Origin of the sequence: Geoalkalibacter ferrihydriticus DSM 17813 (assembly GCF_000820505.1) — a bacterium.
Lineage (GTDB): Bacteria > Desulfobacterota > Desulfuromonadia > Desulfuromonadales > Geoalkalibacteraceae > Geoalkalibacter > Geoalkalibacter ferrihydriticus.
Window position 1 is genome coordinate 279,962 of sequence record NZ_JWJD01000002.1, and the last position, 24,851, is coordinate 304,812.

Annotated in this window: 22 protein-coding genes; 7 read left to right on the forward strand and 15 right to left on the reverse strand. The window is 57.8% G+C overall.

Annotation, left to right across the window (positions count from 1 at the left end; genetic code table 11):
* Position 1 precedes the first annotated feature (1 nt).
* The 11 genes from GFER_RS07480 to GFER_RS17610 form a co-directional block, all read right to left on the reverse strand.
* A complete protein-coding gene (locus GFER_RS07480) occupies positions 2-832 on the reverse strand; it encodes a PilW family protein (protein ID WP_040098024.1) in 831 nt (276 codons plus the stop codon).
* An 11-nt stretch (positions 833-843) separates the two neighbouring features.
* Entirely contained in the window at positions 844-1,266 is a 423-nt protein-coding gene (locus tag GFER_RS17605) for a type IV pilus modification PilV family protein (protein ID WP_052446147.1), read from the reverse strand.
* A 209-nt stretch (positions 1,267-1,475) separates the two neighbouring features.
* Positions 1,476-1,940: a GspH/FimT family pseudopilin gene (locus GFER_RS07490; protein WP_040098027.1), complete on the reverse strand. Its 465-nt coding sequence runs from the start codon at positions 1,938-1,940 to the stop codon at positions 1,476-1,478.
* Complete coding sequence (locus GFER_RS07495; protein WP_040098029.1) at positions 1,940-2,728, reverse strand: putative Ig domain-containing protein; 789 nt, start codon at positions 2,726-2,728, stop codon at positions 1,940-1,942. Before GFER_RS07495 ends, GFER_RS07490 begins: the two co-directional genes overlap by 1 nt.
* 168 nt (positions 2,729-2,896) lie before the next feature.
* Positions 2,897-6,346, reverse strand: a complete 3,450-nt coding sequence (locus GFER_RS07500; RefSeq protein WP_040098032.1) for a pilus assembly protein — start codon at positions 6,344-6,346, stop codon at positions 2,897-2,899.
* Between the two features lie 44 nt (positions 6,347-6,390).
* Entirely contained in the window at positions 6,391-6,771 is a 381-nt protein-coding gene (locus tag GFER_RS07505) for a hypothetical protein (RefSeq protein WP_040098035.1), read from the reverse strand.
* Positions 6,772-6,795: 24 nt separating this feature from the next.
* Positions 6,796-7,284 (reverse strand): pilus assembly PilX family protein, encoded by a 489-nt coding sequence (locus GFER_RS07510; protein ID WP_040098037.1) that lies wholly within the window; start codon positions 7,282-7,284, stop codon positions 6,796-6,798.
* A 115-nt stretch (positions 7,285-7,399) separates the two neighbouring features.
* The gene (locus GFER_RS07515) at positions 7,400-8,368 is read right to left on the reverse strand and encodes a PilW family protein (protein WP_040098039.1); all 969 of its coding nucleotides are present in this window, start codon (positions 8,366-8,368) and stop codon (positions 7,400-7,402) included.
* A complete protein-coding gene (locus tag GFER_RS07520; RefSeq protein WP_040098042.1) occupies positions 8,365-8,778 on the reverse strand; it encodes a type IV pilus modification PilV family protein in 414 nt (137 codons plus the stop codon). The genes GFER_RS07515 and GFER_RS07520 overlap by 4 nt, the downstream gene beginning before the upstream one ends.
* Before the next feature lie 156 nt (positions 8,779-8,934).
* Positions 8,935-10,284 carry a sigma-54-dependent transcriptional regulator gene (locus tag GFER_RS07525; RefSeq protein ID WP_040098045.1) on the reverse strand — a complete coding sequence of 450 codons (1,350 nt, stop codon included), beginning with the start codon at positions 10,282-10,284 and terminating at the stop codon, positions 8,935-8,937.
* A complete protein-coding gene (locus GFER_RS17610) occupies positions 10,277-11,785 on the reverse strand; it encodes a sensor histidine kinase (RefSeq protein WP_052446149.1) in 1,509 nt (502 codons plus the stop codon). Before GFER_RS17610 ends, GFER_RS07525 begins: the two co-directional genes overlap by 8 nt.
* Before the next feature lie 411 nt (positions 11,786-12,196).
* Between GFER_RS17610 and GFER_RS07535 the strand changes: the two genes are divergently transcribed.
* The 7 genes from GFER_RS07535 (at position 12,197) to GFER_RS07565 (ending at position 18,588) form a co-directional block, all read left to right on the forward strand.
* The gene (locus GFER_RS07535) at positions 12,197-12,412 is read left to right on the forward strand and encodes a ferredoxin (RefSeq protein WP_040098046.1); all 216 of its coding nucleotides are present in this window, start codon (positions 12,197-12,199) and stop codon (positions 12,410-12,412) included.
* 36 nt (positions 12,413-12,448) lie between these two features.
* Positions 12,449-13,642, forward strand: a complete 1,194-nt coding sequence (locus GFER_RS07540; protein ID WP_074669463.1) for an MFS transporter — start codon at positions 12,449-12,451, stop codon at positions 13,640-13,642.
* Positions 13,643-13,769: 127 nt separating this feature from the next.
* Positions 13,770-14,018 carry a hypothetical protein gene (locus tag GFER_RS07545; protein WP_139171966.1) on the forward strand — a complete coding sequence of 83 codons (249 nt, stop codon included), beginning with the start codon at positions 13,770-13,772 and terminating at the stop codon, positions 14,016-14,018.
* Between the two features lie 427 nt (positions 14,019-14,445).
* On the forward strand, positions 14,446-15,000 hold the full coding sequence (locus GFER_RS07550) for a hypothetical protein (protein WP_040098051.1): 555 nt from the start codon (positions 14,446-14,448) through the stop codon (positions 14,998-15,000).
* Between the two features lie 52 nt (positions 15,001-15,052).
* Positions 15,053-16,570, forward strand: a complete 1,518-nt coding sequence (locus GFER_RS07555) for a bifunctional DedA family/phosphatase PAP2 family protein (RefSeq protein ID WP_040098054.1) — start codon at positions 15,053-15,055, stop codon at positions 16,568-16,570.
* Between the two features lie 108 nt (positions 16,571-16,678).
* A complete protein-coding gene (locus GFER_RS07560; RefSeq protein WP_040098056.1) occupies positions 16,679-17,707 on the forward strand; it encodes an agmatine deiminase family protein in 1,029 nt (342 codons plus the stop codon).
* Positions 17,704-18,588 carry a carbon-nitrogen hydrolase gene (locus tag GFER_RS07565; RefSeq protein WP_040098058.1) on the forward strand — a complete coding sequence of 295 codons (885 nt, stop codon included), beginning with the start codon at positions 17,704-17,706 and terminating at the stop codon, positions 18,586-18,588. The genes GFER_RS07560 and GFER_RS07565 overlap by 4 nt, the downstream gene beginning before the upstream one ends.
* Before the next feature lie 235 nt (positions 18,589-18,823).
* On the opposite strand, the gene GFER_RS07570 is transcribed toward GFER_RS07565, so the two are convergent.
* The 4 genes from GFER_RS07570 to GFER_RS07585 form a co-directional block, all read right to left on the reverse strand.
* Positions 18,824-19,336: a peptidylprolyl isomerase gene (locus GFER_RS07570; RefSeq protein WP_040098060.1), complete on the reverse strand. Its 513-nt coding sequence runs from the start codon at positions 19,334-19,336 to the stop codon at positions 18,824-18,826.
* Between the two features lie 189 nt (positions 19,337-19,525).
* Positions 19,526-20,965, reverse strand: a complete 1,440-nt coding sequence (locus tag GFER_RS07575) for a putative nucleotidyltransferase substrate binding domain-containing protein (protein WP_040098062.1) — start codon at positions 20,963-20,965, stop codon at positions 19,526-19,528.
* A 217-nt stretch (positions 20,966-21,182) separates the two neighbouring features.
* The gene (locus GFER_RS07580) at positions 21,183-23,723 is read right to left on the reverse strand and encodes a bifunctional aconitate hydratase 2/2-methylisocitrate dehydratase (RefSeq protein ID WP_040098064.1); all 2,541 of its coding nucleotides are present in this window, start codon (positions 23,721-23,723) and stop codon (positions 21,183-21,185) included.
* Between the two features lie 573 nt (positions 23,724-24,296).
* Positions 24,297-24,845 (reverse strand): 2-oxoacid:acceptor oxidoreductase family protein, encoded by a 549-nt coding sequence (locus GFER_RS07585; protein WP_040098066.1) that lies wholly within the window; start codon positions 24,843-24,845, stop codon positions 24,297-24,299.
* Between the last annotated feature and the right edge of the window lie 6 nt (positions 24,846-24,851).

Consider the following 24,851-nt stretch of genomic DNA (forward strand, 5'->3'; position numbering starts at 1 on the left):
ATCAGATGTTGCGCACCGTGATACTGGTACGAACGGTGCGGGTTCTATGCGTTATTTTGTTCTGCGGATCGTTTTCCATGCCTGCCGACCCGGTAAGCGCCAGGCGTATCGCCTGAACATCGTCTTCATCGTTGAGATTGTAATCAAATTGAACGCCGGTGATATTGCGCGCCAGAATCTGCGGAGTGCCGCCGTTGACGATACGCTCCAGGGTATTGTGCGGCGCGGGCCGGAATTGATAACGAATTTCGCTGACCAGGGGCGAACCCTCGGCCACACGAACGATCATGTCCCCACGCGAGAAGGCATAATCGATGCCGTCGGAAAAGCCCGACAGTGACAAAGTGCGGGCGCCGGGATTGGTCGCGCTGACTTCGAATGTCAGCGCGACGCCAGCGGTATCCGCACCCGGTTGTTCCTGGTTGGGAGGACGGATGATGCGCGCCTTTTCGCCGACACGAAAACGCTCGACCATGGAGGCGGAATAGACTTCAAAGGTTTTGTTACCGCCGGTGCTGAGGTCGGGCGTGGTGATGCGGGCGTAGCGGCGTGCCGGCGAGGTGGTGCGGATGGTAAAAGCCGTCGCCGAGCGGTCGTCAATGGGCGGACCGGTGACCAGAAATCCGGCCATGCGCACATCCTTGGTCAGTTGATCAAAAGCCAGGCGCAGGTTGTCCTGCACATGGGCAAAATCAGTTTCGACCTTGGCCGTACGCTGGCTGCCGAGATACAGGGACATGATCGCCCCCATCACCACCAGCATCACCGCTGAGGCAATGAGAACTTCGATCAAGCCGAAACCGCGATTGTCGCGCAGACGTTCAGTCATCATCACATCTACCCTCAAAAGTAGCGCTTGAGCAGAGTCAGGCTCACCGTCTGCTTGCCAGAGCCCTGAGCGCGTTGCAAGGCCATCAGCGATTCCACCGTCACATCGATGCGCGTGAGATTCTCGACGCCGTTGAAATCGACTTCCGTGTTGACAAGCAGCTCATAAGGGGTGCCCGAGACGATGTCGGCCAGATCCGATGGTGTGGAATCGACCTGCGTCGTCCGCAGCCAGGGGCGATCACCCTCCAGCGACTGTATGCGCTCAATGGCCGCCTGGGCCAACGCCGCCGCCTCGGTCAGTGAGGCGGCATGGGTATTGGTGCGCATGGCCGTTATTTGCAAACCCGCCAGAGCCAGCAGGCCAATGGCCAGGACGGTGACCGCGGCCAGCATCTCAATCAGCGAAAAACCCTTTTCATTGCGGATGGAAATCATGGCTTCCTCGTCTATGTGGAAAACTCAATAAGCTCTGACTTATAACCGTTTGCAAATCCAGTGCCGCGCCACAGCCCCTCAAGGTAAGGCTCCAAGTCATTGTTATTTTTTGGATTTAAAAAGGGAGACTGGCAAAAAAAAACGGGCCATGCAAATTTTGCATGGCCCGAGGGGGGATGAGGCAGGAATTGTCACCGACCGATTGAAGCCTAGCGCCGCACCTCCACATGCCCGGTGGTGCGCGAGGTCAGGGTTACAAGAAAGCGGCGTTCTCCGGCGGGATTAAGGACACAAATGCCGGCGGTGCGACTGGCGGTGCCGTTGGGAAAGAAATCCAGGTCAAGTGTAGCGGTTTGGACACGGCATTGATTTCCGTCCCATTCCCCTAATCTGACGAGGGGCGACAAACTCCGCCAACCCGTCCCCCCGGGGCTGAGCTGATAACCGTAATGTTTCTCCTTCAGGCCGATCTCAACGCGATATTCGCGATTCTTCGTCGCCGCCTCGGCCCGCGCCTGGCGCATGACCGAGGCGATCTCCCGCGCCGCCGAGCGGTAGGCGGCATTCTGCATGAACACCTGGTAGTAGGGTGTGGCGATGGTCAATAAAATGCCCATCAGGCCGAGCACCACCAATGCTTCGATCAGTGCGAATCCGCCTCGCGAAGTGAGCATCAGCCGGGTTGCTCCGCAGGAGCCAGGGTCAGGGTAAATTCCTGAAAGGCCTCCAGGCCCTCCGTGTCGACGGCGCGGATGCGGATGCGATGCTCGCCCGCAGGGGCGTCTTCGAGATTCCAACGCACCAGGCCGCTGTCGGCGTCCATGGTCATGCCCTCAGGTGCCTCGGCCAGAGAATAATGCACCGGTTCGCCGTCGGGATCCTCGGCGCGAGCCTCATAGCGGTAGCTTCGGCTCTGAAAGCTTTGCGGCGGTTGGGTGACGAATTGCGGAGGACCGGGAGGAATGGTGAACTCGCGGCCGGTGAAGGGTACCCCGTCTCCCAAAGCGTCCAGGGGGATAACCTGGACCGCGATACGGTCGCCTTTTTGGAAGAGATCGCCCGGCAAGCGCTCGTTGTTGCGCCCCGGGACTTCTTCGCCGTTGAGCCACCAGCGGTAACGAAAGCTCACGGGATCGCCGTCGGCATCAAAGGCCACCGGTTCGAGCACGATGTCGACACCGCGATGAATGCGCGGCTCGACAAAGTTGATGGCCAGGATTTCGGGAGGACTGTTGGCCACGCGCGCGCCGGCCTGGACTTCGCCATCCTCGAAACGAACCCGAACGGTCAACAGATCACCGCGCGCCACCTGACCCTTGGGCAGAACCTCGGCGTGCATCCCATCGATGACGCGGCCGTTGCGCTCCCAGGTCAGTTCATAATCACCGGGCAGATTGCGCAAGCGCGCCCGAACCTCCGCAGCCGCCGTGGGTGGATCGGGATGCAGGCTCACGCTCGGCATTGTGCCCTGTCCAATTACATCATCCCCCGACGCAGGCGCATCAGCCACAGGTGCCGCCCCGTTGACCTGGGGACTGACCGCGGAATCCTGGGGTTCACTACCACGGCAGGCACTCAAGCCAATCAATAGAAAGAGACAAAAAACAACACCTAAAGTCTGCTTCATCGCCTACCTCTGCAACCAGTAAAGCGGAGATACCCGCGCGCCCGGCTGAGTTTCCTCCACGCAGATGCCCCCGTCACAGCCGATGAAGATGCGCGGATCGCCCGATTCAGGAACCATAACGACTATGCCCGAAGGGATGCCTGAGCCCAGAGTGCGTTCGCGGTCCGTGCGACGCAGCACTTTGCCGTCACGCCCCTGGGCACGCAGGTTGCCGTCAGTGTCTTCACCATCGTTGCTCAGATCATAATTGCGCAACGCCTCGCCGGTGAGATAATCGACGGCATACATGCGTCCAGTGCCGAGATTACCAGTCTGGCAGGGATCGTCGCTGATCAGCTTTCCGGGAGTAAAGGTCGTGAAGTAGGCCACCTTGTTGAAGACCAGGGGCGGGGCCAGAATTTTTTCACCACCGCGCAGATCCAGCTTGAGGAACCAGCCGTCTTTTTCGCGAAGAAGAGAAAGGGTTTTTTCGATGGCCTCATCTAGCGTCGACACACCGAGTTGCGTGCGTACCCCATCATCCAGCGAAGCCGCCTGAAGCACATTTTCGGTCTGATCGACGAGTGCTGATTCGGTCAGGGGCACACCGTCCCAGGCGGGTTTGGACGCGGGCCGGTCGAGGGGATCCTTGACCGCGTAGAAGCGATCAACCACCGCTTCGTTAAGAGGATGGGGGCGATCGCCACTGCCGATGAAAATCAGCGGTTGGCGATTGCGCTCAACGGTCACCGAAGGACGCTCGAAGAACTTGCGTCCCTTTTCCGCAATTTCGCCGCCGTTGGCCTGGAAAATACGCGCGACTGTCCAGTCGGCAGGCAAAGAACTGCGTGCATCGATACGCCACAGTTGTCCCCCCGTGTCACCCACATAGAAGCGATCGACATAGCCGCTGTGGGACAGATCAAGGGCCGCGACCGGGGATGGAATGGCAAAGGACATCGCCGCATTGTCGGCAACGGTATGGCTCCACAACTTGTTGGCGCCGCTCGCCGGATTGAAGCCGCCGGTCGTGAATTCGCCAACTTTCACGGCGTAGATGCCGCGCCCGCGCGGATTGTGCTGGGCGCCGCCGGCGGGGCTGGTCACCTGCCCCGCATCGAGAGTAGGCAGGGTGGTGTCGGTTGCGTCGCTGGTCGCCGGGAAACTCTGGGTATTGCCGAAGCGCCGATCTTCGTTGTTGTCGTAGCCGGCGCCGAAAACCGCGACCAGCAGATCCTTGGTCGAACCGCTCTCCTGGGCTTTCATACGTACCAGGGTCGGCTGGCTCCAGGTTTCGCCGAGTTCGGCAAAACCGCTGGTGTTGCGCGTGATTTTCCAGAGAAATTCGGGCTGATTGGGGTTGGTCACATCCAGAGCGTAATAGCCGCCGCGCACCTGGTCGGCCAGCAGACGATCCTTGCCGCCGCCGCGACGCAGACCGAACAGCAGAATGACCCGATCTCCCTGGCCCGTCTCGATTTTCCCGTTTTGATCGGCATCGAAAACAAACACCGAAGGGGTCATATCGACGAAATAGGTATGATGTCCGTCACGCAGAAACTTTAAATCCGGCAACAGGAGGTCGGGAATGAATGACCAGAGTTCCTGGCCGTCGGCGTCATTGAAAGCGTGCAATTGCCCGTCATTGGCACCGACAAAAATGAGGCTTTGATCCTTGTCGTAGTGGACCACGGCAGGACTCGAATGGAGAATATCACCGAGAATCCAGTCGCGTTTTTCCGTGGTGTTGTCATTGCCGTTGTCGTCATAGGCATCCAGCCCGTGTACGAAGCGGATCAACCGGTCGCGCTCGGCGGCCTGCACCCCCAGCAGATTGGCTGTCAAAGCCGCATTGTCGACGGCAAAGCGGTTGCCGCTGTGGCTCAGTTGCGTGGACCCGAGGTTGGTGTAGATTTTCCGTGGGTTGTTGTTGAAATCGCGGCTCAGCAGCAGCGCTCCGGCGCCACCCTTGTTGACCTCGCTGCCATCGGGGAACACACTCCAATAAGAGGTGGCCGACTCCTTGAAGCGACCGTCGGCCTGCGTTGCCTCGTTGCCGAGGCTATCCAGAATCCGCCCGTCTTGTGCAATGCCGAACTTTTTCAGATTGCCCCGCCAACGGCCGCTGCCCATCGGCTGAAAGAGACTCAGATAGATATGCTCGCCGCTGGCATAGCGGTTCTGGGGACCGGCAGGTGCCATCGGCACGGCGAAGGAGGTGTGCACCTCGCGAATTTCGTCGATGATGGTGGTCAGCGCCGCAGTAAAGCCGGCGGGATCGTTGGCCAGAAAAGCCTCGCTGTGTTGACCGCCGGTACCCGCATGCATGGCATCATTGAGAAGCACTACCGCCTGTTCCACCGCGCCTTCAAGGCCGAAACCCACCGTGTAGGTGGTCACGTTCTGCCTGCCCGGCCAGGCGGGAAACATGTCGGTGTTGTAAAGCTCCCAGGCGACATCGATGAGGTGATCGGTGCCGCGCCAAGCATAGGATTTGGGCTCACCGCTGCCGGTGCAGTCGCCGACAATGCCGTCCGTGCAGAGGGTACGCAGCACCGGGTCGTCATCGTGCGTCGACATGCCGTCGGAAACAAAGATGATGTAACTGTTCTGGCAATACGCCTGCACGGGGGACGTGTAGGTGCCGCTGTTGAACACGCTGGGCAGACCGCGAAAATAGGCGCGCGCCTCAAACAGGGTCTCGGCCAAAGGTGTCCAGCCCTGCGCCGAGAGATTGTCGACGGCCTGATTGAATTTGCTGCGCTTGGTGGTGGTGCCCTGCCAGATTTCGTTCAGATCCTCGACATAAGCCACGTACCCATCGTTTGTCTCAACGAAACGGCCGCCATCTTGAAAATTAAACCGCATCAGGCCGAAACGCAGGCCGGGGTTGGCCGCAACGACATCTTTCACCACCGTCTTGGCGATATCTATCTTGGTCATCTCAACCACTTGTGCCCGGTAATTGGTATAGTTGCCCGTGACGTAATAGTGCCAGGTTGCTCCCCCCCCCTTTTTGCCTCGGCCATCATCTTCGACTTTTTTACAACTGTTCTGGTTGTTTAGGATTTCATATTCGTTGGTCGGCCAGATACCGTAATTCGCCAATTCGCTGCTGCCGGAACCGCAGGTGCCGTCCAGCGGAGAGAAGGCATGGGCTTTTTTGAGCTTGCAATTCAAGTCCGGCGAATCGCACTCATAGATTTCATTGGGATTACAGGGCTGCTTGCCGCTGGCGCCGCAGGTATTGGACTGCGGGTAGGTTATGTTGGGATTATAGGGTTGGACGGGCATCTTATCATTCATACTGCCCGAGGTATCGATGATGATCAGGACATTGGGCGCAAGCCCCGGGCCGCCGGCGCCGAAGATGGCCGTGTCGCAGATGTAGTCGTCCGGGCCGGCCCAGGCCGCGGGACTGACCAGCAAGGCGGCGAGCACCCACATCCAGACCGTATGATGAAAGAATTTCATAGCACCTTTCCTTCCCCTGATTGGCCCTGTCGGTTCATGCTGATTCATGGTTTGCCACCGGAACCGCTGAGAAAATTAAGGAAATTTCCGACCGTCACGAAATGGGGATCTCCGCCAGGCCCGCAGGACCCATCCGCATTGAGCCGACCGGTCCAATAGCCGCGCAATTGCAGAGAATCGCGCGCCGCCGGACAGACAACGCCTGAGAGCTGCTGCGGGGCGTACGATGAGCGAAAAGGCCCTTGGGGGGAATAGCTCCAATAGAGCGTCTGCGCCACAAAGGGTCCGTCATACGCCTCAGAGGACTGGTAGTCAGCGCCTTCGTGCAGGTAAAAATCATCTGCCGCGCTTTGCGCAAAAAAACCAAGGACAATTCCCCACGTCAAAAGAAAACCAACAATTCCAGACAGTATTCGGTTCTTCATTGCATCCGCCTCCGGGTAAAAAAGCTATTTCGCCACAATTCGCGAGACTTGCATTTCCAGTTCGCTGCGCGAGGCGTTGGGTGCGTCTACAGGAAAAACGCCGTGGACTTCCACGACGTAATACTGCGACTGGAAACCGCTGGCAGTCGTCGCATCCATACCCGACCCCACAGGGGGAGGGCCATTGGCTATGACGTTTGCGCCGTTGTTGACCTGAGGTTCGTTATTCTTTGGGATGTAAAGGCCGCTGCGGTCGATACGGATAAGCTCGGAAAAATTGTTGAGATCAAGCCCGTCGCTTAATTCCCCCAAGCCGACCTGCAATCCTCGCTCGGCGGCGGACAGAGATTCATTGGCAGCGCGGTAGTTGCCGGCGATTTTGACATCGACCGTGGTGCTGGTCAGGGCGAGGGAACCGAGGATCAGCAACACGGCCAGCATGGTCAACACCAGCACCAGGGCGGTGCCGCGTTGGTTGCTGAGGTGCGATGGGAATACGATAAAGTGTTTCATGCCATTACCCTTAAAATCTCGGGACGCGGAAGAATCTGGTTCAAGGCGGATAAGGCCTGTGACAGACCGGTGTTAATCCTGCAAATCCGCGGCCAATTGCCTTTGATGTCGTACTTTAACGGTTGCGCAGTTGCACCACGGTGGTCAGGCTGCGGGTTCGAATGTTGTTGTCCTGCCCCGAAGCGACATAGCCGGCCGTGCCGGTCCGTGTGGCATCCGTGGCGCCCGTCAAGGTGATGCGGATGGCGCGGATGTCGCCGTCGCTATCGTTGAGATAGTCAAAAGTCACCTCGGTGATTTTGGACGCGAGGATTTCAAAAGCGTCTGCATCGTTCGGGTTGACCCCGGTCGGTACGCGGACCAGGAGAAATTGCGCCTCATCGGCGCTCGCGGCTTTGACCAGGCGATAGCGCACCAGATTGGGATGTTCGGGCGGATTGGTGTTGGGGTCGACGCCGGCGGGAACTTCGACGCGTACCACCAGATCACCTGGCCGCAGGGTCACGGGGGTTAAAAAACCGCTCAACGTCAGGGTGCGCGCCTCTGGGTCGGAGGCCGTGACCTGAAAGACGCGATCCAGAGGCTGAATGCGGCTGGCGGGCCGGAAAATCCGCGCATAGACAGGCGTGGCGAGGTAATCCTGTGCATGAAACAAGCGCACCATGCCTTCGGACGCCAGATTGAGGGTCTCCTCGGTGCCCGTCGTGCTCAGGTCGTCGGAGATCCGCGCGATCACTCCAGGAGCGGACAGGGTGCGAAAGATGAGCGCGTCGAATTCATTGGGATCAAGACAATCACCATTGTCGTTGAGATCCACGCAGCGCAAGGACGCAGGGGCGCTCACAAAAATATCCTCATCGGCCACGCCCAACCCCGCGAGGCGCAGATCGCGGCTCATGCGCTCCAGGGCCACACGCAGATTCTGCTGCACCTCGACCACTTCTTCGGTGGTATGGGCATGACGCTGAGAAGTCTGCACCAGACCGAACACAGCGACCATGACGACACCGAGCAAGGCTGAGACGATGAGCAATTCGATCAGGGTGAAGCCACGCTGACTGCGAAAATGAAGGATCTGTCTCATAGTCTTTTAAATCCCGTGAGTGAGACAGAACGGGTTTGAACCGTCATCGTTCGGCCGCCGTCAACCCGTACACGGACCTGCGCCATTCCGGGTGCGGGAGAATTCAGAGTGATATCATAACTTGCTTCATACCTGTCACCCCCGCGTATATTGGCCATCGCCGCGGCATTCAGGGCAAAAGGCTCATCCGCCACCGTATCACCGAAGATATCATCATCCGCCGAACGCGACAGGATGTCTTCCAGCACTCCCTGGGCGATGGCCGTGGCCACCGAATTGCTGTCGGCATCCATATTGGCCTGGATGGCGGCCATCTGCATGCCGGCCACGGTCAGCAGGCCGATGGCGAAAATGGTGATCGCGATGAGCAACTCGAGTAGGGTGAAACCTTTTTGGCGTAAAGAAATCATGGGTCGTGCCTGTATCGAGAGAAAGTCCGACGCGCCGACTTACTCAGGTGCAAATCCCGCACCAGCAAATTCGGGGCCCAAACTCTGCATTTTACACCAAGACACCCTTCCCGGACCATGCAAAAAGCTTCACCCCTTGCGCCATTTCGCGGGGGCTTATTCAATCCCGTAATCTTTGACCTTGTACAAAAGGTTGCGCAGACTGATGTCCAGAAGGCGAGCGGCCTGGGTGCGGTTGCCGTTGGTGCGGGCCAGCGCCTTGCGGATGAACTCTTTTTCAATGCGCGCCATGGCGGCTTTAAGGGACAATTCTTCGTTTGCCGCGCGGTTTCGGCGCCGGATTTCCCAGGGCAGAGCGCTGAGCTCAATGAGCGGTTCGCGGCAGAAGATCAGGGTGCGTTCAATGAAATTGGCCAATTCGCGCACATTTCCGGGCCAGTCATAGCTCTGGAGGAACTCCAGGCACTCAGCGGCAAAACGCGGTACGGAGCGACCTTCGCGGCGTGCGATGCGCTGCAGAAAATGTTCGGCCAGAGGCAGGATGTCCTCGCGTCGTTCGCGCAGGGGCGGGATGAAAATTTCCACGACGTTGAGTCGATAATAGAGGTCTTCCCGAAATTGTCCCTCGGCGACGGCCTGCCTGAGATCGACGGCGGTGGCGGCGACCACCCGGACCTTAACGCGGCGGCTGACGGTTTCGCCGACACGGCGCACTTCGCCTTCCTGCAACACCCGCAGCAGCTTGGGTTGAAGCTCCAGGGGAAGCTCGGCGATCTCATCGAGAAACAAGGTGCCCTTATCGGCCGCGGCAAACAAACCTTCGCGGTCGCGCTCGGCACCGGTAAATGCACCACGCACATGGCCGAAGAGTTCGCTTTCGAGCAGCCCGGCGGGTACCGCGCCGCAATTGAGGGCGATAAAGCCGTCCGGTTTGCGCCCACTACGGGCGTGCAGGGTACGCGCCACCAGTTCCTTGCCGGTGCCGGTCTCGCCCCGGATCAGGACCGCGCTGGCGGCGGGCGCCACCCGCTGCGCCAGATCCACCACCTCGGCCATGGCCGCGCTGCGATAGACCATACCGTCCTGGTTCTCGCCGTCGAGCTGCCGCCGCAGTTGCTGGTTTTCGCGCTGCAGACCCAATCGCTCTTCGGCCTTGCGCAGGGTCAGGACGACCTCATCGGGTTTGAAGGGTTTGGACAGGTAGTCGTAGGCGCCGCGCTTCATGCACTCCAGGGCCGTATCGATGCTGCCGTAGGCGGTCATCATAATAAAGGTGGGCGACAGGTCGCGACGGCGTACCTCATCGAGCAGATCGAGACCGCCAAGCTCGGGCATGCGTATATCGCACAGCACGATGTCGCAGGGGTCTTCCTGAAGGCGCGCAAGTGCCTGACGACCGCTTTGGGCTTCGTTCACGAGATAGCCGGCGCGTTCGAGCAACAATCGCAGCATGTGGCGCATGGCGCTTTCATCATCGACAATAAGAATCCGCAGGGACTCAGGCATGGTGCGCCTCCGCGTCAAAAGCGGGCAAGCTCAGGGTAAAGCAGGTTCCTTGGCCGATGCGGCTGTCGACCTCCAGCCGCCCCTGCCATTGCTCCACGACCTTGTGGCAGAAAAACAGGCCCAGTCCACGCCCCTTTCCTGGCTCCTTGGTCGTAAAAAAGGGCTCAAAAATGCGCTCCTGCAGAGCGGGCGAAAAGCCGCAACCGTTGTCCCTGATGACGAAACAAACTGTCTGTACGTCGACAAACCCCTGCACAATCACCCGTCCTTGCCCCGCAACGCAGGAATCTCGCGCATTGAGGAGCAGATTGACCAATACCTGTACCAGTTTGTGCCGGGAGCCGCGCACCATCGCCAAGGCCTCGGGCAACTCGACGCGCAGGTCGATTTCGCTGAACACTCCCTGGTGGCAGAGCAGATCCAGCGCCTCGCGCGCCGCGTCCGCGGACTCGAAAACCTGATCAGCCTCCGTATCCGGCGCGGCAAAGTCAAGCAGGTCGCGCACCAGGCGATCAATGCGTGCCAGTTCACGGGTCGTGCGCGTCAGAAGATCGAGATGCTGTGGCTCATGGCATTCGGTCTGCAAAAACTCCAGGTATCCCAGGGATGCACCAAGGGGATTGCCGATTTCGTGAGCCATGCCCGCGGCGAGGTTTCCGACCGCCGCCATTTTTTCCGAGCGCACCAGGTTGTCGCGGGCTTCAGCCAGTTCGGCATTGGTCCGGTGCAACGAAGCGATGGTGGCCTGGGTCTCGCTGCGACTGTCCTGCAGCGCTTGGGTCATGGCATTAAAAGATACGGCCAGTTGAGCGATTTCGCGTGGGCCGTCCACCGGCAGGCTGACACCCAGCTCGCCCCCGGCAACCTGCGCGGTGGCCTGCATAAGGCGGCGCACCGGCGAAACCACGGTTCGTCCAAGCAGATAAGTACCGAATCCGACCAGAACCGCACCGAAACCGAAGATCAGCACGACGACTGCCTGTTGCGCCAGGGCCATGCGCTGTGCGACGCCATCCAGGGAAAATCGGGTGAGCAGCACACCCTCAACGCTTCCTTCGAAAATAAGCGGAAGATAACATTCGAAGGAACCGCCCGCGCTGCCTGGCACCAGGCTGCGCCAACCCGCGGCGGAGTAAATCGCAACCCGGGACGTGCCGGAACGGATCACGTTCTGCAGAGTCTCGGAGTCGGCACGGATCGCATTGCTGCCAGAAAACCTCCGCTGCTCGGCATCCAAGAGGGAATAGGCCTGAAGATCCGCCGCGTTGCTCATCTGCCGAAACAGCCAATCGATCTCGTGCAGAAATCGAGCGCGGTCGGTTTGGGTTGCCGCCACGGAGGGCAGGCGATGCAGCAGGCCAAGGGTAAATTCAATGCGCTCCTGCACCAGTTCGTTTTCGGCGACTTTGAGTAAAAACAGCGCCGCGAACAACAGTCCGGAAACGACCAGGACGGATAGACTGATAAGAATTTCACTGCGCAGGCCTATGATTTTTTTCACGCCGCCCTCGGAAGAAAAAGGGGAAATTAACCCAGACCAACAAGATAGCATAGGCAGTGCTGCAATCTCCATGCGCATCGGAGGTTATCGTATTTTTTGCTTAGGTTTCAATATGCAGCGCAGGCCTTGGCAGAATCGCTTGCGGTAAATACTCGCCTGCGGGGTGATTGGGAATTGCAATTGAATCGTGTAACTGTTCAGCATGTACCGCAGGGTACGGCGGCATCGCGTGCGGCAAAAACTCACCTGCGGCTCAAACATTTGCCGCAGCACTCAACCGCCGCACCCTGCGGTCCTATTTTGGACGTTGTAGCTGAATAGTTAGGTTTTTTGTACGGTATTTGTCGTTGGATTTTGCTTGTTTTGCTGCTAAAGTGTCGCCCGAACTCTTCCCAGCCTAGGAGATTGCCCATGCCCCGCGTACCCGTCGTCGACCAGCAAGCCTGCATCGGTTGTGAAGTGTGCACCCAGATCTGCCCGCAAGTGTTTCGCATGGAAGAAGGCCCCGAAGGCGGCCACGGCCACGAGCACAAATCCACAGTTTACAACCCCACCGGCGCCCCCGAGGAAAAAATCGAGGAAGCCATGGACAACTGCCCCGTCGCCTGCATCTATTGGAGCGAATAACGCTTGCAGATCTGACATCTGACGACCGGCACGCCCTTGCCTTTCTCCTCCAACATCGCCAAACTCAGAGCTTTTTCCTTTCTCAAGATGACGCTGTTTCCCATGGCGATCATCACCCTGTTCTGGAAGGATCACATTGGCCTGAGCCTCACGGAAATCCTTGTCCTGCAGGGGTTTTTTTCACTCGCGACACTTCTCTTCGAATTTCCCTCGGGTTACCTCAGTGACCGGCTGGGTTATCGCTTCAGTCTCAATCTGGCCTCGCTTCTCGGAATCTGCGGATGGGGCTGGTACCTGTTTGCCGGCTCCTTTGCCGAAGTGCTCATCGCCGAACTTCTGTTGGGTGCCTCATTTGCTTTTATCAGCGGCGCGGACAGCGCTCTGCTCTATGAAAGCCTGCGCCAGGAAGGCAGCGAGCACCGCTACAGCCAGCATGAAGGGCGCATGATCGGCCTAGCCCAGGCGGGCGAAGCCGCCGGCGCCATTTTCGCGGGAACGCTCTATGCCCTTTTTCCCTTGCTACCCTTCATCATTCAGGTCGTGGTCTGGATTCTGGCCCTGGGACTGACCACGACCCTGAAAGAGCCGCCACGCGAGCGCGCGCCCACGACGCACTCACATCTGGCCGAAGCCCTGGCCACGGTACGCTATACCTTCCGGGACAACCGGCGCCTGCGCGCCACGGTGGCCTTGTCAACGGTGCTGGGACTGGCCTCCTATTATCCGGTCTGGATGATCCAGCCTTTCATGCAGGAGACCGGGGTTCCCCTGGCATGGTTCGGTCCTATCTGGGCCGGCGCCAATGCCACCGTGGCCTTGTTTTCGTGGCTCAGCTACCGATTTTCCATGCGCCTCGGAAACCGCTCCATGGCTTTTCTGATGTTTGGCCTGGTTGCCTGCGGATACTTCGGGCTGGCATTCACTCATGCCCTGTGGAGTTTTCTTTTCTATTACCTTCTCACCACCATGCGTGGCCTCCAAGGGCCGCTGCTCAAGGCGCATATTCAAGGCCAGAGCCAGTCGTCCAATCGGGCCAGCATCATGTCCTTAAAATCCTTTGCCTTTCGCTTCTGTTTCATCTGCACTGGACCCGCCGCCGGCTTAGCCGCCGATCGCTTCGGCCTTAATACCGCCTTTGCCATCCTCGGCCTGGCCTTGTGCGCGACCCTGATCCTGTGTCTGAGAAAATTCGAATTCTCCGCGTCTTCATCCGGCGCATCGCATCCCTAATTTTTGCAGGCCCCCCTTTCATACTCCTGGGTCCGTGAGCGCCAGGATATTTATTGCATTTTTTACCGCTTCGTTTAAAATCAATCCATTACGTATACGGCATTCCTGCCGTTGGCTGGGGGAGGTTATGATGAGAACGTACGAGGTTCCACAGGAAGGCGCGGAGGAGCTGCGGGTCGGAAGTTGGGTGGAAATCTTTGAGGCCTACTGCGATCCTCGCAGCCAGGCGGTGCGGGTCAGAACGATGCGGGTTGGCGCAAAGAAACTTGATTTCATGATCGAGCGCCCAGGGGGAAATCTGCTTCGGCCTCACGAAGGGAAGATCACCCAGATCTATCGCAGTTCGGGGAAAGCCCAGTTCAGCATCAATCTTTAAAAATCTGGGGAACTCATGTCATACAGGGACGGTCACTGGACCGTCCTTTTTTTGTGTCAACGGGGCCCCAAAAAAAATGGCCCGGTGAGGAGGGCACCGGGCCGAGAAAGGAGAGGGAGGTTCGGGTACTACTTGGAACTTGTTCTGTATTGCTTTTCTTGTCTTTTAATTGCTTACTTACTTGGTATTCAATATACCAACATTTTTAAAACTGTCAAGAGTTCTTGTCGATTTGTAGCTGTTCAGCATGCACCGCAGGCCGCCGCGGCATCGTTTGCCGCAGAAACTCGCCTGCGGCTCAAAGCACTCAACGGCTGCGCAATGGGGCTTTGCAGCTTAATCCTCATGCCTATTTTTTCTTTTCTCCTGCGCAACCAGACTAAATGCGATAAGGTTTTCCCAGGATTTTTTTACCTGCGGAGGAACTATGTCCGGTGCTTTTACTTCATTTCGCCGTTTCCTGCTTTTTTTTGCGGCCCTGCAGGCGATTTTCTTCCTGGCGGGGTGCGGCGCAAAAACGCCCTGGAGTGGAGAAACCTTGCCCACGAAACTCTATATCGACGCGCCGCGCAACTTCGTTGTCGAATTTCCCGGCAACTGGGCACGGTTTGTCGATCCTGATCAACCCTTTGTGCCAAGCGCCGATGTGGTCGGATGGGAAAGCCCGGAGCAACGCAGCACAGAAGCGGCAGCGCGCATGGCGGTTGCAAGCCTGCATCGTGGGATGGAACGCGAGGTCGCAATCAAATCAATCCTTGCGGAATTACCCGACCTGACCATCGAAAAACACGGCGAGGAAAGAATCAACAAGCTGCGAGCGCCGACGCTGCTTGGCGCCACGGCGCAGCGCCGCTATTATATCATTCTGGTGGGCGAGCCGCTCATAAGCCATGTCCTGGTTTACTCTGCTTTATCGGAAGATTTCGATCGTTATCGCCCCCAGTTCAAGGAGATGGTGACATCCTTTGAAACCCTGCGCTGAAGACAGGGGCATCGTCGCGCGCTGTGTGGGCTCTTGCTGAAGTGATTGCGCCATGGAACCTTGGCTTGAAACCGTCGCGAGCTTTCTGCCCTCGGGCGGGCTTTACTATTTCTGCCTGGGGCTGTTCACATTTCTTGAATCCCTGGCGCTGGTGGGTATTTTTATTCCCGGGAGCGTGGTCATCGTTCTGGCGGGATTTCTCGCGGCTCACGGCAAGGGCGATATCTGGATGCTTATGACGGTGGCGGCCCTGGGCACAATTCTTGGTGACTGCCTGAGCTATCTGTTGGGCGCTCGCTTTGGACCGCGTCTCTTTCAGACCCACATCCTTCTTCGGCGCAGACAGATCCTGGATCACGCACGGCGCTTCTTTGACGCCCATGGCGGGAAAAGCGTGTTCTTCGGCCGCTTTATCGGTTTTCTTCGCCCTTTCATTCCCCTGATCGCGGGCAGCGCCCGGATGCCGTTCGCTTCGTTCATGGTCTACACGGTCAGCAGCGCCATTCTCTGGGGTATCGCCTATCCAGGCCTCGGCTTTTTTTTCGGCGCCAGTTGGCAACAGGTGCAAATCTGGACGGGCCGTTTAAGCCTGCTGATTCTGGTTTTCGCCATCCTGCTGGTCCTCAACTACCTTTTCTGGCGCTATGTATTTCCTTTGCTGCAAAGGCTGGTCTTGCGCCTGTGGGTTCGGTCTCAGGGGACATTGGAGCAATTGGCTGCGTCCAGACAGTCCCTGTGGTTCGCTGCACGCCTGCCCCATCTGCACAAATTTGTCCTCGATCGGTTTTCCTTACGCAAAAGCACCGGTTTTTCCCTGAGTATCGGTTTTCTCGCCAGCCTCATCTTTGCCCTGGGCTTTTTCTGGATCAACCGGCTTCTGGTGCGCCAGACACCCCTCGTGCGTGGCGACCAACTCTTTTATGAATTGATGCCGGAACTCCATCACCCCTTCAGCAATCTGTTCTTTGCTGCCGTCAGTCAATTGGGCGATGTATCGATCATGCTCATGGTCGCCGCTCTGGCCCTGCTCTGGCTGATCCTCAACAATCGGGATTTTTCCGCGCTGATTCTGGTTTTCGGCTCTGCCGCAGGTCAGGTTCTGGTTCTGTTAATCAAGGTTATTTTCGACCATGGGCGCCCCCTGCCCTATTTTCTCCATGTCGATACAGTTTTCTCCAGTTTCCCCAGCAGTCATGCTTTCAGCGCCGTGGCTTTCTACGGTTTGATTGTTTATTTTCTTCTCGGCAGCGTACGCCTGTGGGAAATCCGTTTTTATCTGGTCTTCTGGGCGAGTTTTTTCGCTCTGCTGGTTGCATTCAGCCGTATCTATCTGGGCGCGCACTGGCTCAGCGATGTTCTCGGCGGCTTGACTTTGGGCGCCTGCTGGCTGAGCGTCCTCATTACCATCTGTGAAATGCGTTTTCGCTTCGGCGAATTTCCTCTGCGGCGCGGCTGGCGGCCCATCAGCTTATCGCGCCGCGGCAAACTGCTGATTCTGGCTCCTGCGGCAGCGGCGACACTCGTCGGCATCGCCCTGCTGATCACGACCAACCTGCGCATGCTGAACTGATTTTTATCCGGAAGCGGGCTTTTATGAACGGCCAAATTCAGTTGCCGTACCCGCATCTTTGCATTAGCATGCACGGCATTCATCATCATGCGCGCAAGGAGTTATGCTATGAACCTTCGCCTGCCCGCCGAGTGGGAAGAGCAGGATGGCGTGTTGCTGGCCTGGCCGCACGCGGCCAGTGACTGGGCACCGCTGCTGGACCAAGTGGTGCCGGTGTTCACCGAAATTGCCTGTCAGATCAGTCGCTTCGAATCCGTTGTCATTGTCGCTCCGAATCTGGAGCCGGTGCGCAGGGAACTGGCCGCCGCAAACGCCGATCTCAGTCGTTTTCGCTTGGCGGAGCTGCCGACCAATGACACCTGGGCGCGGGATTTCGGACCGATCACGGTGGAGGACCAGGGCAAGCCTTGTCTGCTTGACTTCGGCTTTAACGGCTGGGGACTCAAATTTGCCGCGAATTATGATAATCAGGTGACGCGCGGCCTGGTCCGACAGGGGATTTTCGGATCAATCCCGCTGCGCACCCCAGGTTTGATCCTGGAGGGAGGCAGCCTTGAAAGCGACGGCCGCGGCACCCTGCTGACCACCAGCGAATGCCTGCTCAATCCCAACCGCAATCCCCACCTCGACCGCGCGGCCCTTGAAGCCGAACTGGCCGTGCACCTGGGCGCAAAACATTTTCTCTGGTTGGAGAGCGGCTATCTCGCAGGAGATGATACGGATTCGCATATCGACACCCTGGCGCGGCTGGCTCCTGAAGACACCATTCTCTATGTCGCCTGTGACGATAAAGAGGACGAGCATTATGAAGCTCTGCGCGCCATGCGCTTGGAACTGGAGAATCTCCGCACCCCCACGGGGCAGGCTTACCGGCTGCTGCCCCTGCCCTGGCCGGCGCCGCATTTCGAAGAGGAGGACGGCCGGCGTCTGCCTGCGACCTACGCCAACTTCCTGGTGATCAATGGTGCGGTTCTGGTGCCTACCTATGGCGATGTGCGGGACACAGAAGCGCTGTCCATGGTGGGCAAAGCATTTGCCGAGCGTGCTATCATCGGTATTGACTGTTCGGCACTGATCCGGCAACACGGCTCGCTGCATTGCGTCACCATGCAGCTTCCCAAGGGAGTTCTGGCATGAAGAAGCTGACTGTCGGTCTGGTTCAGCAAAGCTGCAACGCGGACCCTGAGAGCAATATCCAAAAAAGCGTCGCCGGCATCCGCGAGGCGGCTGGACGCGGTGCGCAACTGGTGGTTTTACAGGAGTTGCACACCGGGCTGTATTTCTGCCAGACGGAAGATACTGACTGCTTCGATCAGGCGGAAACCATTCCCGGTCCGTCCACGGAACTTTTCGGCGCCCTGGCCCGGGAGCTCGGACTGGTTATCGTGACCTCGCTGTTCGAGCGACGCGCGCCCGGCCTCTATCATAACACCGCCGTGGTGCTTGAGCGCGACGGCTCCATCGCCGGGCGCTACCGCAAAATGCACATTCCCGACGATCCCGGCTATTACGAAAAATTCTACTTCACTCCCGGCGATCTCGGCTTCACTCCCATCGACACCTCCCTCGGCCGTCTCGGCGTGCTGGTGTGCTGGGATCAGTGGTATCCCGAAGGGGCGCGCCTCATGGCCATGGCGGGAGCCGATTTGCTTATCTACCCCACCGCCATCGGCTGGGACCCGCGCGACCAGAAGGATGAGCAGCAGCGTCAGCGTGACGCCTGGTTGACGATTCAGCGCTCTCATGCGGTGGCCAACGGCCTGCCGGTGCTCAGCGTCAACCGCGTAGGCCTCGAACCCGATCCCAGCGGCCAGTCTCCCGGCGCGATGTTCTGGGGCAGCAGTTTTGTCGCCGGCCCTCAGGGGGAATGGATCGCCCGCGCCGGAACCGAAGAAGAAGAAGTTCTGGTCACGGACATTGATCTGGCACGCAGCGAAGCGGTGCGACGTATCTGGCAGTTTCTGCGGGACCGGCGCATCGACGACTATGATGATTTAACCAAACGCTATCGGGACTGATATAAACAATAAATCGTAACTTTTCAGCATGCACCGCAGGGTACGGCGGCATCGCGTGCGGCAAAAACTCACCTGCGGCTCAAACATTTGCCGCAGCACTCAACCGCCGCACCCTGCGGNGTACGGCGGCATCGCGTGCGGCAAAAACTCACCTGCGGCTCAAACATTTGCCGCAGCACTCAACCGCCGCACCCTGCGGTACTGTCGGATGTTGCCGCTGCATAGTTACAATAAATCAATCAATAACTGTTACCTTGCTTATCACCACCGGCTCAACCGGTGCATCCTCATGTCCCGCCACACTCGTGGTCGGTTGTTGCTCGATGGTATAGACCACATCCATGCCGTCGACGACCTGCCCGAACACCGCATAGCCGAAATCCGCAGCGCTGGTTCCCGTGTTGTTAAGAAATTTATTGTCCTCGGTGTTGATGAAAAACTGCGCGGTCGCGCTGTCGATCTCTTCGGTGCGGGCCATGGCGATGGTGCCGGTCTTGTTCTTCAATTTGTTGCGCGCTTCGTTTTTAATGGGTGCTGCGGTGGGTTTTTCCTGCATATCAAGGGTCAACCCGCCACCCTGGATCATGAAGCCTTTGATTACGCGGTGAAAAATCGTCCCATCATAATGTCCGGCACGAGCGTAAGCGAGAAAATTGGCAACGCTCAAGGGCGCCTTTTCGGCATCGAGTTCAAGAATGATTTCGCCCCGAGAAGTTTCCATCTGGACAAGGGGATTGGTGTTGCTCATGGGTTGGTTCCTCCCAGAAAAGTAAGTCAATGGTCACTGTTCAGCAGGCGCCGCAGGGTGCGGCGGCATCGCGTGCGGAAAAAACTCGCCTGCGGCTCAGACACTTGCCGCCGCGCCCTGCGGCACTGTCGGATGTCGCAGCTGATAAGTTACAGCCAGTGTTGATTTGGGCGCGCAACCGGCCGATGTTCAACGAAATAAAGTTGTCTGAAAATGCGTTCCGAGAATTTCCTGAAATGCCTTGACCTCCTGCAGCGCCAAGCGCAGGCGGCCGGTCTCCATACGGTTGAGTTGCGTCAGGGCAATGTAGTTGATCGGGTCGCGTCCTGCCTTCAGTGCGCTCACCTGCCCACGCAACCTCAGAGAGACCAGAAAGTCGAAGCTGGCCTCAAGGTCTGCGACCAGCTTGCGCCCGAGTACCTTGGCGTCCTGCAAGGCATGCATGCGTTCACGGGTTCCACCAGTAAAGATGCCTGCTTCCAACGCCAGTACCTTGATCCCTTCGGTGATAGCAAAAATCCCAGCTTTCTTCACGTCGAGCATGCCGATATAATCACCCTCGGTTTCCACCTTGATGCGTCCGAACAAGCCCAGGGGTGGCTTGAATCTCTGCACATTGGCCGCAGTGCGGGCCAGAAACCCGTCGTTGCGCTGGAGATTTTCAGCGACCTGCTCTTTGAGGGCGCGCTCGAAACTTTCATCGCCGTGGAGTGTGCGCAAGTCGAAAAACATACTGCCGTTGAGAATGTTCTCCGGCGTTGCGCTACCCATCCAGCGATCCAGAACCTTTGTCCATGATTGGAGGCTGCGCCGCCAGGCCTCGTTTTTGGCCATGATGCCACCTGGGCAGGGCGGCACCCCGATAGAGATGAGGTTATCAATCAAAATCTGGCTGAACTTTTCAAGGCGCGCAATATCCGCCGGCGGCAAATCGTCGGCATAAACGATGGCATTGTCCTGATCGGTCGTCAGAGTCTGCTCACCCCGCCCTTCGCTGCCCAACACCAGGAAGGCAAAACGATCCGTCAGATCTGGAAAGCTCTGCTCCCGGGTCAGTGCGATGAGCCGGATCAGAAGGCGATCATTGAGATGGGCGATGGTTCGCACCAGGTCGCGCGTCGCAACCCCGGTGCCCAGCAGATGCACCACCAACTCCTGCACCTGGCGATGAAGCTTTTTAAGCTCATCCACATCCTGCGCGTGTTCAATGTCGCGCATGACCTGTTGTGGCGATCGGCTTTGCAGCCTGAGAATATCAGAATTGGTGATAATGCCCGTGAGCTTTCCAGTGCGATCGACGACCCCGACACGGTGGATGTTGTGGTGGGTCATTCGGTAAAGCGCCTCGAATAGAAAGTCCTCCTCCCTCACCACAATGAGCGGGGCATTCATGATGGAGTGCACAATCAACGATTGAGGATCCAGGCCGCGCGCAATGACTTTGTTGCGCAAATCGCGATCGGTCAGAATGCCGATGGGAGCACTCCCGTCGCACACCACGACGCTGGAAATGTTTTTCTCCCGCATGATCTCCGCGGCCTCCACGAGTCGCTGATCGGGAGAGCAGGTCACCACATTTCTTTGGCAGAAATCCTTGACCGGCAGAAAGAAAACATTTTCAGCAGGCATCGAGACATTCTCCAAGCAAAAAAGCGATTGTAACTGTTGAGCACGCACCGCAGGGTCGGCGGCACTGATGAACGGTGCAGCTGAATAGTTACAGGCGATTTACAGAAACCGACATTCTTGAGTTTATTGGTAATTCTAAAGAGGTCAAGAAAAAAGCCCCTGCCGAAAAGCATTCGGCAGGGGCGCTGCGGTGCAGAAAATCTACAGAACTATTCGATCAGGCGGATTTCGCGTAGCCTTCCAACTCATCGAACTGAAGATACTGGTAGATCTGATCGGATTTAGGCAGAACTTTTTCCTTATAAACAGCCAGATATTCGGCCGGGGTCGGAATCTTGCCCATGTTGGTGATGACCGCGCCAAGCTCGGCGGAGCCCAGATAGACCTTGGCACCGTTGCCGATGCGATCGTCGAAGTTACGCGTCGAGGTCGAGAACATATTCACCCCGTCGGGTACGCGTGCCTGGTTGCCCATGCACAGCGAGCACCCGGCGATTTCCATACGTGCGCCGATGGCGCTGTAAATCGCAAAGTAGGCTTCTTCCTTGAGCTTTTCCTGATCCATTCGGGTCGGCGGACACAGCCAGGTACGCACCTCGGGGTTGAATTTCTGACCCCGCCAGATTTCTCCGGCGGCACGGAAGTGCCCGATATTGGTCATGCACGAGCCGAGAAATACGTCATGAATCGGGGTGCCGGCAACCTCTGAGAGCAGCTTGACGTCGTCCGGGTCGTTGGGGCAGGCAAGGATCGGCTCGGTGATTTCGGCCAGGTCAATCTCGATAACCTCGGTGTATTCGGCATTTTTATCGGCTCTGAGCAGCTTGGGGGCCTTCAGCCACTCGTTGACGGCGTCAATGCGCTTGCGCAGGGTTTCGGGATCCCGATAGCCCTCTTCAATCATCTTCTCCATGAGGGCCACGTTGGAGCGCAGGTAAGTCGCCACCGAATCCTCGGAGAGCTGAATGCAGCCGGCGGCAGCGGAGCGCTCGGCAGCGGCATCCGTCAACTCGAAAGCCTGCTCGACGGACAGCTCGGGCAGTCCTTCCATTTCGAGAATACGGCCGTTGAAGATGTTCTTTTTGTTTTTCTTGGGTACCGTGAGCAGCCCCTGCTTGATGGCCCAGTAGGGAATGGCGTTGACCACGTCGCGCAGAGTGATGCCTTCATTGAGCTTGCCTTTGAAGCGCACCAGCACCGATTCGGGCATATCCAGGGGCATAAAGCCCATGGCACCGGCAAAGGCGACCAGGCCCGACCCGGCGGGAAAGGAAATGCCGATGGGAAAGCGGGTATGGGAATCGCCCCCGGTCCCGACGGTGTCGGGCACCAGCAGACGATTGAGCCAACTGTGGATGACACCATCGCCGGGACGCAGGGCCACGCCTGCGCGCTCAGCGATAAAATCGGGCAGCGTCTTGTGCATCTTGACGTCGGCCGGCTTGGGGTAAGCCGCCGTATGACAGAAAGACTGCATGAACATGGGCGACTGGAATCTGAGACAAGCCAGTTCCTTGAGTTCATCGGCGGTCATGGGACCGGTGGTGTCCTGGGAACCAACCGTCGTCATTGTCGGCTCACAGGCGGTGCCGGGCAGCACTCCGGGCAATCCGCAGGCCTTGCCGACCATCTTTTGCGCCAGGGAATATCCCTGATCGGCTTTCGGCGTCGGATTGATCGGTTTGGCAAAGACTTCACTTTCCCCCATGCCCAGGGCCTGACGTGCCTTGTTGGTCAGAGCGCGTCCGATGATCAGAGGAATGCGGCCACCGGCGCGGTACTCGTCAGCGAGAGTATTGGGCTTGATCTGAAAGGTCGTAATCACTTCGCCCTTCTCGTCTGTAACCTCACCTTTTTGGGTGTTGATGGTGATGACATCTCCGGTGTTCATCCTGGAGACGTCCATCATCAGCGGCAGCGCACCGGAATCTTCCGCGGTGTTGAAGAAAATCGGCGCGATAACCTCGCCAATAATAATGCCGCCGGTCTTCTTGTTCGGCACGCAGGGGATTTCTTTCCCGATGTGCCATAAAACGCTATTACAGGCCGACTTGCGGGAGGAGCCGGTTCCAACCACATCGCCAATGAAAGCCACCTGATGCCCTTCCTCGCGGAACTTGGCGATGGTTTCAATCCCTCCGGGGAAGCGGCTTTTACCCATGGCGAGTGCATGCAGCGGAATGTCGGGACGACTCCAGGCATCGCCGGCCGGAGAAAAATCATCGGTGTTGATTTCACCGTCAACCTTGAACACTTTGACTTTGATGGTTTCGGGAACTCCCGGCTTTTTGGCGAACCATTCAGCGTTCGCCCAGGACTCGACGACTTTTTTGGCGGCCGCATTACTTTTGCTCATGGCTGCGACATCGTCAAAGGCGTCATAGACCAGCGTAATGCCGGAGAGAGCTTTGGCGGCCTCGTCGGCCAACGCTGAATCCTTGAGAGCATCGACCAGAGGCTGAACGTTGTAGCCGCCCATCATGGTGCCGAGAATTTGCACCGCTTCAACTTTGGAGATCAGGGGCGAGGATGCTTTACCCTTGAGGATCTTGTCGAGAAACTCAGCCTTGACCTCTGCGGCGGGGTCAACACCGGGAGAAATACGGTTTTTAAACAGATCGAGCAGGAAATCGTCCTTGCCGGCAGGGGGATTTTCCAGCAATCCGCAAAGCTCGGCCGTTTGTTCAGGACTCAGGGGCAGAGCCGGAATACCTTGGGCGTTTCTTTCCGCTTCGTGTTTCAGATAAGCATCGATCATTGCTTTCCTCCTAGGAAAATTGACATCAGCTGAAGCCTGGTCGGTCTGCCCAGGTGTGTCGAAGGGCATCCCGTCAAGCTCCGGGCAGTCCCTGTTAAAGATGCAAATTGCACGAGGAAAGGAATCAGCCCGGTGCCGGAGTGGTGCATACTGTATACGATTGAACAGGGTTTTGTCAACGACTCAAACCCGCTCCATATCTGGCAAAGATATCTTTCCACGGGACGGCGGGAAAGCAACTAAACGAATCCGGCGCCGACGCCAATCCCCGAGAGCGAGAACAGCCCAATCTGACACATTCTGTCGCACCCATCGTCAAAGATATAAATGTAGCTGTCCAGCCTGCACCGCAGGACGCGGCACGCGTCGACGTTGCCACTGATTGATTGCGGTCATGTCAACTCAAATCCGGAGGAAGTCGCGCATGTTTGAATTAACAATGCTCTTGAGTTTTGTCGCCGCCGGATTTTCTCATTGTTTTCCGATCCAGCGCACAGCGCGCGGCAAAAAAGAGGCCCGACAGGAGAGCGTACGCCTGTCGGGCCGGAAAAAACATCAACATTTTAGCCGAAATCAGTTAATCAGCGCCTTAACCTTCTCAAAACCAAGGCTGTAAGCCTTTTTATTCAGCTCGATGAAAGCTTCGGGGACACGAGAGAGAACAGCCTTCTCCCCGGCTTCGCGCGACACGACGTCAGTCAGTGCGATCATCGCGCCGAGAGCGACGACGTTAGCGACGATTTCACGACCGATGTCCTCTTTGGCGGTGCGCATAATCGGCATTCTGACGATTTTAAAGTCGCCCTTGGGCTCATTGCGAACAAAATCCGAATCGATCAGCAGCAGGCCTCCAGGCTTGATCCCGTTGGCATACTTATCAGCAGCTTCCTGCGTCATAGCCAGACAGGCGTCAACCACGGTCGCTTTCGGGTAATCGATTGGTCCGTCGGAAACAATAACCTCGGATTTGGAGGCGCCACCACGAGCTTCAGGACCATAGCTCTGTGACTGAGTGGCATGCTTGCCTTCGATGATGCTGGCGGCTTCCGCGAGAATGATACCGGCGGTGATCAGACCCTGTCCACCGGCACCGGAAAACCGAATTTCATAACGTTGTGCCATGGTTTC